Raw genomic sequence first — 19,042 nt, forward strand, 5'->3', positions numbered from 1 at the left:
CACTATTTACCAGGTCTAGACAGATTCTCCGCCCTCTATTCCCCACTTTTGCCGAATAGCATGGGCAATTTCGGCAAGGCAATCTTCTGCCTGCGGATAATACCCGATTTTCTCCACAAAGGCATGATCTAGCCCCTGATAGCGAAGCAAGGTTGTTTGGACACCGGCACGAGCTAATCTGGCTGCCATAGCTTCTCCTTCGTGATTCAGGTAGTCAAATTCGGCTGTGACGATCATCGTCTCCGGCAGCTGGCTCACATCCTCCAGCAGTAGCGGAGATACGAGAGGATCGGTTTTCTTGGTTTTTTGCTGAAGATACAGATCATATACTTTGCCGCCGAGAAAAGCATAGCCCTGAATCGCTCCTACCGTCAGCTCACGATGATCCTGCTGTCGCTTATTCTCTGTGCCATGATCATTTAGCTTCCACTGAAAATCTTCTGCCGTTACACCCGCAGAATTCAAAGGCGGATAAAGCAGCGCCTGAAATCCGATAAATGAAGTTCCCTGCTGCCGGTCCAGCACCGAGCATCCGATCGCCAGATTACCTCCGGCACTGCTGCCTACTATAGCAATCTGGTCTGGATGGATTCCCAGTACATCTGCCTGACTATATGCCCATTGAACAGCATCCAGACTATCCATCAATCCTGCCGGAAACGGATGCTCCGGTGCGAGCCGGTAATCTACTGCAATCACGACGGCGTGGACCATTTCTGCCAGAGCTTTGCAAATATGTCGCGATTCATCAAGGCTTCCGGCAATAAAGGCTCCGCTATGCAAATAAACAATAGCCGGAAGGGATGTTCCTGTACCCGGACGATAGATTCGAAGGCCGATATCCCCATTTCGCCCCTGAATCGTGTCTTCGATGATGCGGATATCTCTACGCGTAATATCTAGACTGGAACGCACCATGGCTGTTCGTATTTCTTCTACAGGAAAAGCTGCGATGTCCTCTGCAGACATCTCCGGCTTGTCAAATTCACCGGATTCCTTGTCTGCTTCCGAGCCTTCCTCCGGTAACAAAAGGGTCAGATTCTGGGCATGCTGCTCTATCGTATCTCGTACTCTGGGGTCCAATGCTCCGGCAGTATCCGAATCGGGTACAGATTTGATTATTTTCGTCAGATAGCCTTCCTGTTCCCTGTGCTGACTCATACGCAGTGTTTCTATTAGCTGTTGATAATGTTGGCCAATTTCCATAGATGATCTCTCCTTATCAACCGAATCCTCTTTTTTATAAAAAAGGCAGACATTCTCTACTTGCCATAGAGTTATGCCTGCCTCGTATCATTCATAAGTACTTATATCCGGTATTACTTCATTTTCTCCACATAGTCACTTACACGCTCTACCACTTCATCGATAGACATGCCTTCAATGCTGACTACCGGGAAATCATATAGGTCATTATCTCCGTCATTCTGGACACGGATTACGCCAAGATCGTAACCTGTCAGCTCCTGATCACTCTCGACCAAATCTACCTGATGTCCTTTTTGTTCCAGTGCTTCTTTTACATCATCAAATGGTTTTTCGACTGCAATTTTAGCCATAATAATAACCTCCTGATATTCGAATATGATAGGTTCGCTCTTTCTTTGCTTCCCCAACTTTGCCAATAATGAAACGAATACAGGGATTGAACAGTCGAAATAGAGCATGAGAAAGGTAACATATTATGAATACGGAAGCATGCGATCTGTTGTTTTTAATTGGAATACAGGCATCAATCTGCCGGCATCTTCCTGCCGGTGATTTTGCTGTACAGGAGTACGGAATTCATCCAGCACGCTTCGATCCTCGTCGTTTAGGATATGAAGCTGTTCCAGAATTTCTACAGCTGCCGGATAAGCACCACGGCGGTTGCCATCATCAATTTTGATGGCAATACCGAGTCCATGCTCGGGTAAAGCCATACAGAATACGCCTTCTGCTCCTACTTTGCCGATAACCCTTCCTTTCATCTGCTGCATCAGGACCGTATCAAACTCTCCGGTACCGCCAATCATCTCCGGATGTTCAAACATGGCATGAATAATGCGTTTAACAGCATCAGCCGTGTCTGCAGGAAGCTGATGGGGCGCTGCCAGTCTTGCAAAAACGAGCGCCAGCTGTTCCAGCGGCAGCAGATGGGTAGGTAATCCGCATCCGTCCAGTCCCGTAGGAATCTCGCTTTCCTCCAGACCGGATAGGATGGAGAGCTGCTCCATGACTTTCTGCTGGACTTGATGATCCGGGTGAATATAGCTGTCCAGATCCGCTCCGATGGCCTTAGCAGTTAACAGCATACCTGCATGTTTGCCGGAACAATTGTTATGCACCGGTGCCGGTTTGTGTCCACTGAGCAGCAGCTGCTCGTAGGCTTCTAAGCTGTATGGAGCATGTATGCCGCAGTTCAGCAGGTCCAGATCTATTCCCGCTCGGGACATCATTCCATTTACGGTCTCGATATGCATCGGTTCTCCATTATGAGAGGCGCAGCATACCGCGATCTCGCGATTGGTGAGCTGATACTTGTCCGCAGCACCCGAGAGAATCAGAGGAATAGCCTGAACAGGCTTCATGCAGGAACGAGAATACACTGGCAGCTGTGGTTCGCCAATTTCGTACAGTACCTGTCCTCCGGCGTTCACAACAACGGCTGAACCTCCATGCACCGATTCTACAGAATCGCCGCGTATAGCATGTACCAGTATGTCACCCATGCTTGTGTCCTTTGGCCGGCTGGACCGACTGTGTGAGTGCCTGCAGTGGCGTAGAAGCCATACGGATCGTCTCCGACTCTTCCGGTGATGAAGCCGCAGCCGGCGCAGCAGATGTTTTCACTTTTGTACTATTGTCCACGGCTACAGATGAAGAAGATTGCTCCAGCGTATGAAGCAGTTTCTCTACATTCTCATAATTATCATAAAACATCAGAATCAGGTCACCGGGTTCCGAGATTTTCCAGGCATGCAGACTGGCAGTATATTCATTGGGAACAGTGATCAGCCGATCTTGTGATATTCCGGCGTCTATACAGCCCTTCTCCAACAGTCGGGCCGTCTCCAGCGGTTCGCGTTTCCGAAGATCCAGATCTTCTTTGAGAATAACAAGATCGGAATGCTGACCGATAATTTTGCCCATCTCGATAATCGAACGATCGGTTCGATCTCCAGGCGCAGAGACGATAGTAAGCAGGCGCTTCTTGGGCATAGCGGCTACCGTCTCATAGACTGCTGACATTCCCGCAGGGTTATGACCATAGTCGGCAATCAGTGTGCGATCTTGGATATGTGTAAGATTGAAACGCCCCCGGCTCTGTTCCGCAGATGGATAAAAGGTCCGTATCCCCTGGCGCAGCTGATCGAGCGTAAGTCCTGCCGCATGGGCAGCTGCCAGTGCAGCAAGGCTGTTGGCGATATTATGCTTGGCAAGGCCGCCAACGGTAACCGGAATCTCTCGTGAATCGGCAAATCGCTCCACCTGTCCGTCTGCTGCATACATGATTGTGCCATCTTCAGCCAGATACCATACTTCTCCACCTGCATAGATAGTTCCCTGTATAACCGGGTTCTGTTCGTGAAGAGAAAAATAAACGATCCGTCCGTCGGTATGATCCCCCATCGCAATACAGCCTTCGTCATCCGCGTTGAGAATACAGACGCCTCCTGGCAGTACCACTTCGGGGATCAGGCGCTTGAGTTTGCGCAGATCTTCTAATGTATCCAGTCCGTCCTGGCCCAGATGATCTTCAGAGATATTCGTGACCACTCCTACATCACACCACCGAAAAGCAAGCCCTTCTCGCATCATGCCTCCGCGAGCGGTCTCCAGTACTGCTGCTTCAATATCGTTACGGCTGAGAATCTTGCGAGCACTAGCCGGACCACTGCAATCGCCTTCGTCAATGCATTCATCGCCTGCCCATACACCATCCGAACAGGTCATACCGACTTTTTGCCCGGTGGTTCGAAGCAGGTGGGAAATGATACGAACCGTAGTCGTTTTGCCATTGGTTCCGGTCACTGCTACCAGCGGAATAGCCGCTTCCTCTCTGGATGGGAACAGATAATCGACGATCGCGGCACCCACATCCCGTGGTGTTCCTTTGGCAGGATAATGATGCATACGAATACCAGGAGCCGCATTTACTTCCAGAATACAGGCTTCCTGGCTATTCAGAGGTACACGGATATCCGGACTGATAATATCGACTCCAGCTACGTCCAATCCGATCGCCTGTGCTGCTTCGATAGCGAGCCGCTCATAGGAAGGATGTACCTGATCGGTTACATCCTTGGCAGAGCCCCCGGTAGACAGATTAGCACTGCTCATTACACATAATGTCTCTCCTTCAAGCAGTACATCATCCAGGGAACGGGACGCCTGCTCCAGAAAGCCCCTGGCCTGCTCCAGTGGAATCTCGCTCATAGGCTTCTCATGTCCTGCACCACGCAGTGGGTTGGTATTCTCGATAGCAATCAACTGGCGAATCGTGGATACTCCATCTCCGGTAACTGTAGGCGGCTGGCGCAGACTGGCTGCCACTAATTTGCCTCCCACCACGGTGAATCGGTAATCCTGCCCTGTAAAATAGCGCTCGACAATATACTCTGTATATTCCGGAAACTCGCGGGATACAAAGTTATACGCCTGCTCCAATTGAAGCACGGATTGCAAATTCGTCATGACTCCCTGTCCCTGGCGTCCGTTCGCCGGCTTCAACACCAGTGGGAATCCCAACTGGATCACAGCTTTGACCAATTCCGAACGTGTGCTGATCACCGTGCCCCGGGGAACCGGCAGACCGGCCGCTTCCAGTAGATGCTTGGTCATTTCCTTATCACAGCTGTTCTCTACAGCCAGATAGGATGTCTGGCTGGTTACAGTAGCCTGTACACTCTTCTGACGAATGCCTGTTCCGAGCCGAAGTGTACTGTCTGTGCCAATACGTTCGACAGGAATACGCCGCTCCATGGCCGCATTATAGATCGCCTCTGTACTGGGACCAAGCTTATTATTAAAATACAGCTCTGATACCTGGCTGATATATGGCTCTGCATGAATATCTGTCTGTCCTGCCAGAATGGCTTCGACAATCGCTACCGCAGATTCAAAAGCAGTACGACCCGATTCTTTTTCCCGATAATCGAAGGTGACGTAATAAATACCGGGAGTGGAGCCTGTGATCGTTTTGCCACGTCGCACCGGGATACCGGCCAAATGCTGAATCTCCAGTGTAATATGTTCAATGATATGTCCGATCCAGGTACCTTCATATAGCCGTTCTACAAAGCCGCCTGCATAGCCTCTGGAGCATGTATGAGTATCCAAGGATGGAAGAATAGAGAGCAGCGCTTCATTGAATCCAGGCAGTAGATTGGACGGGCGGTGCTCCAGCTCGCCGATATCCAGTTCGATCCACATGGTAGGCTTGAGATTATATTGATTGGGACCTGACCAATATCTGATTTTGTTTATCTGTATAAGGTTACTCATGTTGTTGTTCCTCCTCCAGGAAGGTAGTAATCAGTTCACGATTTCTGAGGTCAAAGGTATAACCGGCTGCCAGAGAATGCAGCCGAACGCCGGACAGAGTAATATTCTGGTTGTCGCCATGATTGGTAGTATCGACAAAATCGAGCTTTTTGCCATCGAATACAGTGACAGAATGCTCTCCCCATACCGTAAAACAACCACCGTCGTCAGTTACCTCAATAGCCGTATTCTCATCAATACCAATGCCCATTACCTGAGGATTGTGGGCAATTGCAGTCATTAACCGCCCAAATCGTGCACGCTGGGAAAAATGCTGGTCAATAATAACATCTTCCACAAAACAAAAGCCTGCGCCCATTTCTACGATATACTCATTCTCCGTCTCGGTCGCCGCCATAATCATATGGCAGCTCATAACAGCCGCACCTGCGCTGGTGCCACCAATCGGCATTCCTTCATGGCCCCATCGGTGACGCAGCTGCTCATAGAAAAGTGTTCCGCCCAGAATACTGGTGAGTCGTACCTGATCGCCGCCTGTTATAAATATACCGGTACACTCCTGAAGCTGATCGGTCAGACTGTCCTGCTCTGCGCCTTCGCGTGTATTCAGATGAAATAGTATAGTTTTATCACAACCAAGCGAATGGAAAAGCTCTGTATATTCTTCGCCAAGTTCCTGAGGATACTGAGTCGCTGTCGTTAGAATACCAATTACTGCTTTTGAACCACCAGCCATTTCGACAAATCGCTGAAGAATCTCTTTGGCACCCGTCTTGTCCTCTTTACCGCCTATAATCAACAAATCACCTTTCACTGGGAACCCTGCCTTTACAAGTTGGTATGTGACATGCTTTGTACGGTTGTGCTCCGATTATTACCCTTGATAGCGTTATCATAACCAAAAAATTACAGTTATTTTATGCAATAAAATATAAACTTATCGAAGCCCAAAAGTATAAATTCAAAATGATAATAGAGCCTGCTGTTAAGAGCATTTATCTGTATTTTTCAAATTTGAAAATCTGTATACTTTTCGATAGTTACTAGTTAAATAGTGTAAACGGAAGTTTGTTTTTTTGTGAACTAGTTATGGGTAGAGAGATAAGTGTAAAAAAGAAGTGTGGAAAGATGATGGTCGGATATATCTCTGTTTAAAGTTGGGTTTCGAATTGTTCATTATTGAGTCCAGGTATCCATTATCGAATTCAGAGATCCAATTTTAATTATAGATTTCACACTCTTAGTTTACGTAAAAATAATTATGTAAACTTAGAAAGTAATTTATTTTTGATCTCAAGTGTGAGTAGATAAATCATCGTTAATAAGGAAAATATCTTATTTCATCATCACTCTTTCTTTTGGCAACATTCTGTCCCACTATTGGTCTGAATTGGTCTTTTTCTCTATATACTGACCCTCTTATTAGGAACGCTCTAGCCTGATCATAACCAAAAACCGTACCTTCAATTTAAAGGTACGGTTTGGTAACATAATGTAGGCTGACTGTGTAGAATTATTTATTGCCTGATTTGCGCGAGGCGTAGAATTCAGCAGCTTTTTGCAGCATTTGCTGGAGAGAACTGAACTGCGTATTTTGGCTCAGTTGATTATCCATTTTATCCTTGGGTACCAGCATAACCTGAGTCGCAGAATCATTATTGGAGCCGAGCCCCATTTTTTGCAGCATTTCACCTATAGATTTAAAAGATGTGTATTTTTGCATAAATTCGGGAGTGAGCAGCTTTTCCAGGGGCAATTTCTGAATGATTTTGTCCAAAGGTAGTTTGTTCAATAGATCGATGATTCCGTTGCCACCTGACCCCTGAGTTCCTTTGTTTTTTGTATCCAGCAGTCCTTTTAGATTGTGCAGATTGAATCCCATTATAATTCCTCCTCTAGATTAATATTTATGTGTTAAAAAAAATGATATCCAGCAGGCTTTTAGTTTACATAATAAATGTTATGTTGATATTATGCGATAAGTATTCTTATTTTAAATCCGTATGTGTATACATCCCTAAGTTGTTGGTGTGGATCGACAGTTTATAGAAAGGATCATCGTCGCTATCTTTTCTTGTATCCATTTTCAGGAGATGTCCCTTTAGATAAATTCCAGTATATTTTCCCATGAATTGAGATATTCCAATTCCTGCTCGATCTGCTGCTGTTCAGCCTCTATTGCTTCGGCTATAGAGGAATAAAACTTTCGATCCGATGCAGCATTGGGCTCTACTGACCTCATCATGGATAGAGAATCCATATAAAAACAGTACCTGGCAGTCTTCGTCATCGTACACGTCTTGTCTGAATGCTCTTCGTTATTCATACATTTCATCCTGACCCTCTCCTTGTGATAAAGGAATTGTCTATCTGCTATCATGTTATTACAATTTGTCGTTCTACAAATCAGCTTGAAGGATGAATTGTTTTCGGCTTGTCCTCCGCCTAGAGATTGACTCCTCTGACGGCAAGCATAATAAAAAGCGCAATCTCTTCGCCTTTTCAGGTTCAGAGATTGCGCTGCTGCATTGCTATACGATTAATTAGGTGTACCGGTCAACTGATTCAACAGTCGCTGAAGGATCACAGCACTCTCGGCACGGGTCAAGTTCTTACCGGGCTGGAACTGTCCCCTGGCATCACCATTCAGCAGACCAGAGGCACTCAGACGTGCAATTGCTGGTCTCGCCCAGGCTGCTGCCCGATCAGTATCAGCTGGACGACTGCCTGACACACTGGCGCTTGGAGCCCCTGTATAATTCAATGCACGCTCCAGCATAACAGCCATTTCCTGCCGTGTAATCGTGGCATTCGGACGGAATCGTCCATTGGCATCGCCCTGAATCAGACCTGCTTGAGCAGCTGCATGCACACTGTTCCGATACCATGCTGAACTATCGATATCGCGAAGCGAGGTGCTACTGCCTTCCGTATCCGACAGACCCAGAGCTCTGACCAGAAGAGCAGCCAGCTCCGCACGGGTGACAGCAGTATTTGGCCGGAACGATCCATTTGCAGTTCCTGTAATAATACGCTGATCGGCCAGCTGGCGGATAGCTGTCTGCGCCCAGTGACCGGATACATCGTTCAGTTGAACTGCCGAATCGATAACTGCATACGTACTGTTACTACGACTGAACAGCGTAACTGCTCCGTCCTGTATAGTAAAAGGAACAGGAGTATACGAATTCTGTCCAGCATCATCTGTACCGACCCGTACCACAGCAATGCGGTCGCCAGGCACCAGACGATCTATATTCAGAGAACGCCGGATATAACGATCCATCTGCTCGATCGGCTGCTTGGTCTGATTGGAATCCAGTGTATACAGACTATATTCTATAGCACTTCTTACCTTATAGCCGTTATCTTGCGCCTGCTGTTTGGCAGCAGTATCGGTTGCCATTTCCAGTACTAGAGAATGGGAGCCGATCTTCGCTGATTGCAGCCAGGCTACCGGTATTTCGTAATCGCCTACCGGCGTAGTAATGTTAATTTGCTTAATACGATTCTGACTGGACAAGATTTGCTGTGCTTCCGGCTGCCATTCCAATCGATAGGTATTCACCGCCTGTAGAGGCTGTAGCTGGATATTCAGTGTACGAGCATCGCCTGATTGCGTTAGCATGGCTGTAGTAGAAGCTGCACTTAATTGGGCCGCAGCCACTGTTCCTTCTCCATTCTCTGCGTTTACAGCAGATGCAAGAGACCAGCGGAATACTGTACCATCTGCCGATGCACCGGCTGCAACCGGCATAGAATCAGCTGTAGTGGGCAGAGTTGGAGTTACGGACTGCGTATCTCCGCCTGATCCTGAATTTCCATTACTGCCCGAGCTGGTACCATTACCGGGGATGCGACCCGGATGATCTTTATTGTCATTATTGGCTCCACTGGCAAAGTCAATCCGCGTCAGCAGCGGATCATGGTCACTTACCCGTCCGTCTGCCTCCATAAAGTCAGCGTTAAGATGTACGATATCCAGCTTGGCCTGAGCAGCCAGACCGGCAGTCATCAGAATATGATCCAGGGTCTGGGAATTCCCCTCATATACATAGGAATAACGTTCATTCTCAGGCAGTGTCTCCACCAGATTGGTCAGTTCATTGCCTTTGAGAATCTGCAGGGTATTGGAGAACTGATAATCATTAAAGTCACCGACCAGCACGATATTCGCGCTGCTGTTATGAGCAAGCGTATCCTGAACGAACCGGTTCAGCAGCGTTGCCTGCTTGGCTCGCTGTACTTCGCTAATTCGCTGAGGCGGCTGTGCAGCGCCATATAACGCCTGGTCTCCACCTTTGGAATTAAAGTGATTGGCTACCACAATTACCTGCTGTCCCTGGAATACAAACTGGGCAGCCAGCGATTTGCGGGAGTTGGCAAATGCCTCATTACCCGGCTCTATCCGTCCTGGATTATGGGTCAGTCCCTGTAGGCCATAGGTGACGGCCGTCACAGAGTCGCCTGCTCCTCCAGCTGCTTCTGCAAGCTTCACCCGTTCGGGATTATACAGAAAGCCTACTCGGATATTGCCTCCTGGTGCCCCGCCATCTTTATTGTTCTCCGGAGCTATACTCGTATAGCGGTATTCCGGACCGCCAGCTGCGCGAATCTCGCGAATAAGTGCGTTGAAGCTGGTGTCGGCAGCGGCTGTTCCGTCATCTTTTTCTCCATTGTTGTCCTGAACCTCCATCAGTCCGATAATGTCAGGTGTATGCAGATTCTCCACCACATTCTGCGCGATTCGCTCGGTCTTCTCCCGATTGGCCGGATCATCCCAGAAGTTCTCTACGTTAAAGGAAGCAATCGTCAGCTGATCCGGGCCATTATGCAGAGCCGATATTTCACGCTTCAGCCCACCGCTGATGATTGGTGGCAGATTGTTTTCCGGTAGAATTTTGAAATTGCTGTAGCTGTAGCTCATGATTCCATAGAGAGGCCCTTCAAACTGGTCACCTGTTTTCACTGGCTGCTTGGGCTTCTCACTGATCAGCAGACGATTCGGGTTGAACTGATTATTGGCGATCACCAATCCACCAGCCGGAGTTACATTGGACCCGGTTTGCATATCTACTGTAACTGGAATCTCATACGTATACGGACCGATAATATGAGCATTATTCAATTCAACACGCATACTTTCGAGACTCTCGTACAGATCTATACTGTAGGCAGCCGGGTCAAATGATGCCGATCCCTGTGCAGAAGCAATCTGTCCCGGAATCATACGACCGCCCTGCCCGATGATCACTGGCTGCGGCAGCGGCTGATTCGCGGCGATTCGGGTAATCGACGAAGCAGCAATCTCGGTAGTCGTCAGATCACTGGCATCGCTGTAGCCGGTCTCCTTGTATTCTTTGACTACCCCATCTACACGGACCTGATCGCCCACTTTCATGCCATGAGCAGATTTGTATACCATAATGGCTTCCGAAGTGCGATCATCCTGATCAGCCAGCGCATCCTCCGTCTGCATATAAAAGGTCGTTTTCCCTTTGACCATCGTGACAATTCCTTCTACCTCGCGTACCTCACGTCCTTCATAAGGAGATCGCTGGGATGCACCCTGAATATCATGAATAGACAATTTGATAGGTGCTTCCACTACCGGCGGTACTGCTCCGGCAATATCCTCAGCAGAGCGCGGAATCAGCTGAATACTGTCGTTATACTGTGACATCACCCCTGTGATAGAATCATAGGATTCTCCTGTAGTCAGCCATGGGCTTTTGCTGTATACGGTGAAGCTGCCACTGCTGTCTTGGAGTGTATAATTATTGCTGCTTTTGCCAGTGACCGTGACCTTGTTGATCCGCACAAGCTGTCCTTCGTATGGATGATCTGCTGTAAAATCAGCGGCTGTAATCGTACGTGCAGATACAGGCTGTGGGGTCTGTACCCGGATATAGGTGTCTGCTGCATTGGCTTCAATCTGCAGCAGCTTGCGGTATTCATTCAGCTTACCGGTTGTCTCGATCTCCTGCCCCGGCTCCCCTGGCAGATTCTGTCCACGTACTACGATGCCAGCGCTTCCATCCTGAATATACAGATTGCTGTAATTGCTTCCCGTGTCTTCCCTGTATGTAATCCAGCCTCGCGCAGTTACCCTGCTGCCTGTATTCAGCTGTCGAATCTCCGACAGCGTATAAGTATCTGCAAGAACAGATACCGGATTTACTTTTTGAACAGAAACTGGAGCCGGGATTTCCTGTACCGTATTCCCGGACTGCAGTTGCTCTGCATAAGCGCTCCCGGATAAAGTTGTATCTGCGGGAGCAATCGCTGAGGCTACTATAACTGCGGCTGCACTCAGACTGACTTTTTTCTTCCATTGCTTCATATGTATAATCCTCCAGTTTGATAGTCAAAATCATAATCGCTCCTAACATATCATACCAACGTAAAAATAAAAGCATTTCTCTGTAAAAATCGTACATCTTCTCAAATCTCTTTGTCATTTTAGCGATAGAATACAAAAGTTCCTGATTATGTGAAATAGACATTTATTGTTTTCGAAGTGGATATATAGTACAGTGTTAACGGTAGCTGTCTACCTATAGGAGATAGATTTATTTTTATGAATCAAGATCCTTTTATAAAAATGAGACAGCTTACCCTATTCTATGATCTGGAGGGATTCTATTGATGAAATGGTCTATCACCCGTAAATGGAGTATGCTCGGCATTGTCGCCACTCTCAGTCTGATCCTGTTTGCTCTGCCTGCCTCGGCTGCCTGGAATGATACATACAAAGGCTATGCCACCTATACCGGTTCCGGTTATTCCGGCGGAGCCGTACTGCTCGATCCGATTCCTGCCAATATGGAGATTACTGCACTCAATCCGACACAGATGAACTATGGAGGCGTCAAAGCAGCACTGGCTGGTGCCTATCTGGAAGTACAGGGTCCGAAAGGAAAAACAGTCGTATATGTCACCGATCTGTATCCGGAAGGTGCCAGTGGTGCGCTGGATCTGTCTCCGAATGCATTTGCCAAAGTCGGTGATATGAGCAAAGGCAAAATCGATATCCAATGGAAAGTCGTCAAAGCACCGATCAGCGGTAATTTCAGCTATCGAATCAAGGAAGGCAGCTCCCGATGGTGGGCAGCTATCCAGGTGAGAAATCACAAATATCCGGTTATGAAGCTGGAAGTGCAAAAAAATGGCAGCTGGGTAAGCCTGCCGAAGATGGACTATAACCATTTTGTCGGCGAACAGCTGGGCAATCAGACATTAAAGGTACGGATCACTGACATTCGCGGCAAGGTCGTAACGGATACGATTCCCGCCCTACCGGAAAGCGGTACATCCAGTGCCTACATCGTAGCCGGGCATACGCAGTTCCCGGATTGATAAGTCGTCTTTCTGATTGCATACTGCCTGGGTCAAAAAAGTAGTAAGTTATCCGTATTCACTATCACTAAACACTAAAAAAGCGGCTGTTTTTCCAAGAGAACAGTCGCTTTTTTAGTGCAATCCCGTTGTAATCCGGTTACAATCTTATTTTATTTTTAATACGACTTGTTTTTTCCAGGTCTTCGGATCTCCCTGTTCATTTTTGAAGGTGAAGATAACCGTTCCCTTTTCACCCTTCCACGCCGCCGGATAGACGAACGAAGAGAAATTGCCACTGCCGCCGATCGAGAATCCATACTTATCGTCACTTTCTCCCGCTCCGTTAGCCAGAATCTCGTCGATGGTATTGGTAATATGATGTTTGTCTGATAGCCACTGTATCGACGAGAGTGAGTACCCTTCCGGAACCTGCACGATGCTAAAGCTGAAATTGTTCTCCACCAGCGGAAGCGGCTCCTGATCAATAACAATCAGGATTTCCTGATCATCGGCAGGCTGTTCATTTTCTTTATCGGCTGATGTATTCCCGGATTTATCGGTATTGGGAGTCATTGGACCTGCGAACGGCTCTGTCGCAGACACGGGCGATGGGAGCTCGGATGCCGTCTTGGGAGTGCCGCAGGCTGCGAGCAGCACCACAAGCGGGATAATGGACAGCCAGCGAGTACTACGCCAAGTCGGTATAAGGGTCATTTTCTTCATTATTTTCAGTCTCCTCCTGCTGTATGAGTGGTAAGGTGTAATAAAACTCCACTCCATCTTCGGTATTGCGCACACCATATTGGCTGTTATGAAGCTCCAGAATGTGCTTCACGATCGCAAGTCCCAGTCCCGTACTGCGCGATTGCCGCTCTTCTGCACGATCATTACGATAAAATTTGTCCCATAGCCTGTCCAGATCCGGAGCAGGAATAGGATTGCCTTTATTTTCGATAGCTATACGCAGGTCACTCGTCGAGATCTGATGTGTGCGGATATAAATAGTGGTATTGGCTCTGGCATGACGTATCGCATTACTCAGTAGATTGATCCATACCTGCTCCAGCCTGCGGGCGTCTGCCCATAGGAGAACATCCTGCTTCCCATTGATCTGCACATGAAGCTGCTTGCTCTCCATCTGCGTGGTAAATGCAGGGATCAGCTTGGCCAGCAGCCGGTCTAGCCGGATAACCTGTGGCTGCAACTTGATCGCCTGGACCTCATAGCGGGACAATTCCAGCATATCTATAATCAATGCGTTCATCCGGTCCGTTTCATTGATAATCAGCTGTAAGTACCGCTCTTTCTTGTCGGCAGCCACTTCATCCTGCAATCCCTCTGCAAATCCTTTGACAATACCCAATGGTGTTTTGAGTTCATGGGAAATGTTACCTACCAATTCTTTGCGCAGCTGCTCGGAGTGCTCACGGGCATTTACTTCCGTCTGCAGGGCGTTATTGGAAGCCTGAAGCTGGTTCAGCGTATGATCCAGATTATGGGCCAGTGTATCCAGACTGCGGGACAGCTGTCCAAATTCATTTCTGGAATCAAGTGCGGCCGGTCCTCTGAAATCAAGCCTTGCCATCCGGGTGGCTGTCTGACTGAGCCGGATCAGCGGACGAGAAATCATTCTGGAGTAGACCAGCGACAGAAGCAGCACCAGCAGCACAATAACAGGAGCGAGAAAAACAAAGTAGCGCTGTACAATGACCACAGCTTCATTGACAGGCTGCATCGAAGTCATCACGGCGATATAGCGCCCTGTGCCCTTATCGTGAGCCAGCGGCCCAATCATCAATACATACCGACCGCCACTCCAATCATCCTGCCAGTTCAGCTCTACATTTTCGCCCGCTTCCAGACGCTGTATATACGGATACGACTGCTCTTGCATATAACTGATCGCTTTATCGACCAGCGTATACTGGTAAAAAGGATCAAAAGCCAGCTGCCGTGGGATAGCCAGTTCTGTAACGGTACCTTTGATCCGGGTTTCTCCATCTACCGGAGTACTCGTCTGCGGTTCCAACTCGGTTACCTGCATTACCCGATTCTGCTGGTCCATGAAGATTCCGTCTGCTGTAAGCGATTTGCCCTGCTCCAGGTGATCGGGGATCTGCGAGAGCGTTGTTCCATTTGCCGGAAACCGCAATGTCACAGGTCCTGACGAAGTCTTCAGAGTAATAAAAAAGGGATCGAGTGCTACCTGCCGCAGCTGCCGATCGAGTAGGACGGCACTGGCATGATGATCATTCATCAGCTGTACGAGCAGCCTTGACCGTGCAGTGGAGTCATTGCTCACCTCATTGTACTGCTTCTGGAATTCATGAACCGCCTGGTTCAATCCATTCACTTTGGAATTCTGGTAAAATCGTTCAAAAAATATGCCTTCGGCCAGCATGACGAGAGCAAAAAAAACAAGAATAAATAGTGACGTCACAACGAAAAGACGATTAACGATACTGTGTCTCTTCATTGTTCCAACTCAAACTTGTAACCGGTACGAATAATGGTACGAATATAACGGCCTTCTTCACCCAGCTTGGCGCGCAGCTTTTTGATATGCGTATCGACAGCTCTCGGATCACCAAAATAATCGAATCCCCATACGGCGTTCAAAATGGCATCGCGCGGCAGTACGCTGCCGTTATTCTTGGTCAGGTATAGCAGAAGTTCATACTCTTTGGGTGATAATGTCACCGGCTCCTGCTGTACAGTCACCATGTGGGAGCGACGGTTAATCTGAATCTGGCCATACCGTACCATATCATCTTCGCGTCCCATCGTCCCCTCGGTGCGCTTCAATAGTGCATTCGCCCGCGCTACCAGCACCTTGGGGCTGAACGGCTTGGTCACATACTCATCTGCTCCCAGCTCAAAGCCCATAATCTGATCATCATCCTCTGTACGTGCTGTAATAATGATAATCGGTACATCCGACTGCTGCCGCAGCCGCCTGCATACCGACCATCCATCAATATATGGAATCATAATGTCCAGTACGACCAGATCAATAGCATGCAGCTCGAACAGCTCCATTGCCTGTCGTCCGTCTTCAGCTTCGATCACAATCCACTGCTCCCTGTTAAAGTAATCCGTCATGAATTCACGTATTAGCATATCGTCTTCTACCAGCAGTATTGTTCGTTTCATCTCTCTATTCCACCTTTTTCGTTTGCCGCCTTTAACGTAAATAAAGTCGTGAATTCATGTCAAGCCAGCTGGATGCTGACCGATTATTTATTAACAGCGAATATTTTGATTGTTCCATCAAATAATCCCATCCAGATAGCACCCCGCTCCAGTCCTACGCCTTGCCAGTTTACAATCAGGTTCTTCTCTCTTTGAACCAAGAGTGCTTTTCTGACTTCAGGAGTTAGAATCTGATTGTACTTTTGGATGAATTGGCTTTTGTTTTTGATTTTCATCGTTTGGCCATCGCTGTTCATGCGTAGCGGGTAGTTGACCATAGTAGCAACAGCTTTTTTATTGTTATGCTGTACAGCATACTTTAAATGATTGAAAAAAGTATGGAATTGAGCTGGGCTATCTATGCCTGCATTGGCATATGGATTGGCTACAGCTGCAGAAGACGCTACGATCGGCTTTGCAGAATGAATAGCGGACTGCGCGGATACCTGACTTCCCATGGATACAGACAGTAAAGCGGCGCCGAGTATAATGGTTGGTTTGTACATTCTTTGTTTCATTATTTAGTTCCTCCCTGTAGTTGGTGTAATTAGTCTACATGAATCACTATACAGGTACGTTGTGTACTTCAAGTGTACATCATGTGTATAAAAGATAATAATTATATACATAATAATAGTTATGTAAACTTAACGGTATAAAATAGCCACCTTACCGATTATAGGCAAGGTGGCTGTCCTACTAATAAAATCATTCACCTGATTAAAAGGATTTATTTAAAACAATTCATACTAAGCCATGCCGGCCGATAGCAACCAGTCTGATTAGCTATACTACTGTAGAATGGCTATACTCTACCATTATTGTCCACCTTTGCGGGCTGTGTAGAATTCAGCCGCTTTTTGCAGCATTTGCTGTAAGGAACCAAACTGGGTATTCTGACTCACCTGGCTGTCCATTTGTTCAGCGGGCACCTGTTTGATCTTTTCCGGAGAATCCGTAGTTGAGCCAAGGCCTGTTTTCTGTAGCAACTCGCCGATCGATTGGAACGGAGTATGCTTTTGCATAAATTCCGGAGTTAGCAGTTTGTCGAGCGGCAGCTTTTGAATAATCTGATCCAGAGGCAACTTGCCTAGCATTCCCATCATTCCGCCGGATGAATTGCCACCCTCACCTTTATTGTTAAGCAACCCTTTCAAATCTCCAAGATTAAAACCCATAATGTTTTCCTCCTTGTCTGATCTTCCAGTTACGTATTACTACTTTGTTAAAGAAACAAAGTAGTTTTCTCTACTCCTTACCCGTAATCCATCCAACTGATAGCGCTAAAACAGATTAACTAGCTTGGATCGCTCTTGTGACATATTTATAGTTTACATAATTAATAATATGTTAATTAAAAAAACGAGAAAATGTAACAGTAAAAATTCTAAAGATTTTATAAAATCTGTCTCGTAAGAAATCAACTGATTAAAATAATAATTTGGATATAAAATACATTAATGGATTTTTATTAAATAAAAAATAAGTTAACAAGTGGTCACGACGGATGTTTATATGCCCTTAAAACAAAAATAGCGTATAATTTATATTATACGCTATTTTTTGGGGCGGATATTCTATGGATCTAAGATTAGCTATTTGCAAAGAAAAACAATTCTTTCCGAAGATTCTACTCACTCTCTGTATCTCTTCCAGTAAATCATCTGTATACTGTAAGCAATACTTCGCAAATTTAGTACACTCTTTAATATGCCCTGGACTACAATCAAGTACCCATCTAAGTTTCTCAAACGATCGAAGCAGTAGTAGTTTTGTTGTCTCTCTGAGTATAGAAACATTCAAACCGTAACCTTCACAAAAAGCATGGAACCCTTCCTCGTCAGGTGTGCCATCGCGATACTGTGTCAGAATTAATCGGATCAAATCACCACGCGGTACTGGATAGACTTCGGTAGCTCCCCAATCGATTAAAGTGATGAATGTTGAATCATTATCTATTTCGTTATCGTTTTGCCCATTATTACAGTAATCCCCTCCGCTACTCGGCCCCAAACGCTCAACGCAATTGCATGAACTATCACGTCATTCACCGGCTTCATATCCAGTCCTTCTTATACATAATAAGTACGAACCACAATATCTTGATCATGGTTACCAAATCCCGCGCCATACAGAGTTAACCCTCCTACGTGAGCTGCATCCTCTTCCACGGCAAAGCGCAACGTCCAATAAGATTCCTGCAAATTCAGATCAGCGATCGTTACATCCGACATCCGTTCTTCATCCATATACGTTCCCGATCTATCCATGCGAATCGTCTTGAGCAAGCCGTACTGATTCAGATTCCGATGCCACCACTCCGGAGTATATTTGCCGCGTGCGGCTCTGCCGAAATCCGCCGGGCTGGTCCATGTACCGAGCCGAGTGCCATTGAATGTAAAAGTGATATCCGACAGCCAGGTGTCTCTCAGTCCTGGCGCTTCCGAAGCGATTTCCATCGAGATCTCGATCTGTTCCACAATCTGTTCCCGCTTCAGTGGATTGCGCAGCTTGTATTCCACATACCCTTTGGCGAACCAAAGAATAGCAGCCTGTACACGTTCAGGGTCGTGAAAATAACCCGGATCATCCCATACCCCCAGTTCTTTTTCCAACGTACCGATTCCGCAGGTTGGATACACTTCACAACCGGTATAATGACCTACCGGAATATGATGCTCTGTGATGCCATTCAAGCGTGAAGAGGAAGGCAGCATAATCTGAATACTGTCCTGTACAAGAAAGCACAGTTTATGGGTCCCTCCCTCTCTTCGCACCCTGCGACTGCTTATTATTCCTGCCGCCTCCAATTTGCGTACATGCATAGTTACTATAGATGGACTGAGCTGCAGCATGGCGGCGATTTCCTTGACACTTTTCTCACTGCTCACGAGGAACTCCATGATCTTCCATCTGACCTCGCTTGCTAGTGCTTCATATACAGGTAGATATTGCAATTGGCCATCCGTTTTTAACATGGATATATTCCCCTTCAGCTCGAGTGATGAATTCACATTTATAT

Annotated in this window: 15 protein-coding genes; 1 reads left to right on the plus strand and 14 read right to left on the minus strand. The window is 47.0% G+C overall.

Annotation, left to right across the window (positions count from 1 at the left end; translation table 11 throughout):
- Positions 1-15: 15 nt before the first annotated feature.
- The 8 genes from AR543_RS14320 to AR543_RS14355 all read right to left on the minus strand — a co-directional run bounded on the left by AR543_RS14320 (position 16) and on the right by AR543_RS14355 (position 11,830).
- Entirely contained in the window at positions 16-1,206 is a 1,191-nt protein-coding gene (locus AR543_RS14320) for an alpha/beta hydrolase (protein ID WP_060535158.1), read from the minus strand.
- A 113-nt stretch (positions 1,207-1,319) separates the two neighbouring features.
- Positions 1,320-1,559, minus strand: coding sequence for a YkuS family protein (locus tag AR543_RS14325; protein ID WP_060535159.1), 240 nt, complete (start codon positions 1,557-1,559; stop codon positions 1,320-1,322).
- 123 nt (positions 1,560-1,682) lie between these two features.
- A complete protein-coding gene (locus AR543_RS14330) occupies positions 1,683-2,711 on the minus strand; it encodes an asparaginase (RefSeq protein WP_060535160.1) in 1,029 nt (342 codons plus the stop codon).
- Entirely contained in the window at positions 2,704-5,487 is a 2,784-nt protein-coding gene (gene cphA / locus AR543_RS14335) for a cyanophycin synthetase (RefSeq protein ID WP_064505588.1), read from the minus strand. Before cphA ends, AR543_RS14330 begins: the two co-directional genes overlap by 8 nt.
- Positions 5,480-6,301, minus strand: a complete 822-nt coding sequence (locus AR543_RS14340; RefSeq protein ID WP_060535161.1) for a cyanophycinase — start codon at positions 6,299-6,301, stop codon at positions 5,480-5,482. Before AR543_RS14340 ends, cphA begins: the two co-directional genes overlap by 8 nt.
- A 699-nt stretch (positions 6,302-7,000) precedes the next feature.
- Positions 7,001-7,369, minus strand: coding sequence for a hypothetical protein (locus tag AR543_RS14345; RefSeq protein WP_060535162.1), 369 nt, complete (start codon positions 7,367-7,369; stop codon positions 7,001-7,003).
- 219 nt (positions 7,370-7,588) lie between these two features.
- Positions 7,589-7,732, minus strand: coding sequence for a hypothetical protein (locus AR543_RS24310; protein ID WP_158523973.1), 144 nt, complete (start codon positions 7,730-7,732; stop codon positions 7,589-7,591).
- 294 nt (positions 7,733-8,026) lie between these two features.
- Complete coding sequence (locus AR543_RS14355) at positions 8,027-11,830, minus strand: S-layer homology domain-containing protein (RefSeq protein ID WP_060535164.1); 3,804 nt, start codon at positions 11,828-11,830, stop codon at positions 8,027-8,029.
- Positions 11,831-12,165: 335 nt separating this feature from the next.
- Between AR543_RS14355 and exlX the strand changes: the two genes are divergently transcribed.
- The gene (gene exlX, locus AR543_RS14360; protein WP_087071317.1) at positions 12,166-12,846 is read left to right on the plus strand and encodes an expansin ExlX; all 681 of its coding nucleotides are present in this window, start codon (positions 12,166-12,168) and stop codon (positions 12,844-12,846) included.
- A gap of 147 nt (positions 12,847-12,993) precedes the next feature.
- Here the strand turns inward: exlX and AR543_RS14365 are convergent, their stop codons facing one another.
- The 6 genes from AR543_RS14365 to AR543_RS14390 form a co-directional block, all read right to left on the minus strand.
- Entirely contained in the window at positions 12,994-13,551 is a 558-nt protein-coding gene (locus AR543_RS14365; protein WP_060535166.1) for a hypothetical protein, read from the minus strand.
- Positions 13,517-15,268 carry a sensor histidine kinase gene (locus AR543_RS14370; protein WP_158523974.1) on the minus strand — a complete coding sequence of 584 codons (1,752 nt, stop codon included), beginning with the start codon at positions 15,266-15,268 and terminating at the stop codon, positions 13,517-13,519. Before AR543_RS14370 ends, AR543_RS14365 begins: the two co-directional genes overlap by 35 nt.
- A 32-nt stretch (positions 15,269-15,300) precedes the next feature.
- Complete coding sequence (locus AR543_RS14375; protein ID WP_060535168.1) at positions 15,301-15,981, minus strand: response regulator transcription factor; 681 nt, start codon at positions 15,979-15,981, stop codon at positions 15,301-15,303.
- An 83-nt stretch (positions 15,982-16,064) separates the two neighbouring features.
- Positions 16,065-16,538 carry a hypothetical protein gene (locus tag AR543_RS14380; RefSeq protein ID WP_060535169.1) on the minus strand — a complete coding sequence of 158 codons (474 nt, stop codon included), beginning with the start codon at positions 16,536-16,538 and terminating at the stop codon, positions 16,065-16,067.
- A 300-nt stretch (positions 16,539-16,838) separates the two neighbouring features.
- Complete coding sequence (locus AR543_RS14385) at positions 16,839-17,198, minus strand: hypothetical protein (protein ID WP_060535170.1); 360 nt, start codon at positions 17,196-17,198, stop codon at positions 16,839-16,841.
- A gap of 894 nt (positions 17,199-18,092) precedes the next feature.
- On the minus strand, positions 18,093-18,998 hold the full coding sequence (locus AR543_RS14390) for an ArsR/SmtB family transcription factor (protein ID WP_060535171.1): 906 nt from the start codon (positions 18,996-18,998) through the stop codon (positions 18,093-18,095).
- Positions 18,999-19,042 lie beyond the last annotated feature (44 nt).

The organism is Paenibacillus bovis (assembly GCF_001421015.2).
Lineage (GTDB): Bacteria > Bacillota > Bacilli > Paenibacillales > Paenibacillaceae > Saccharibacillus > Saccharibacillus bovis.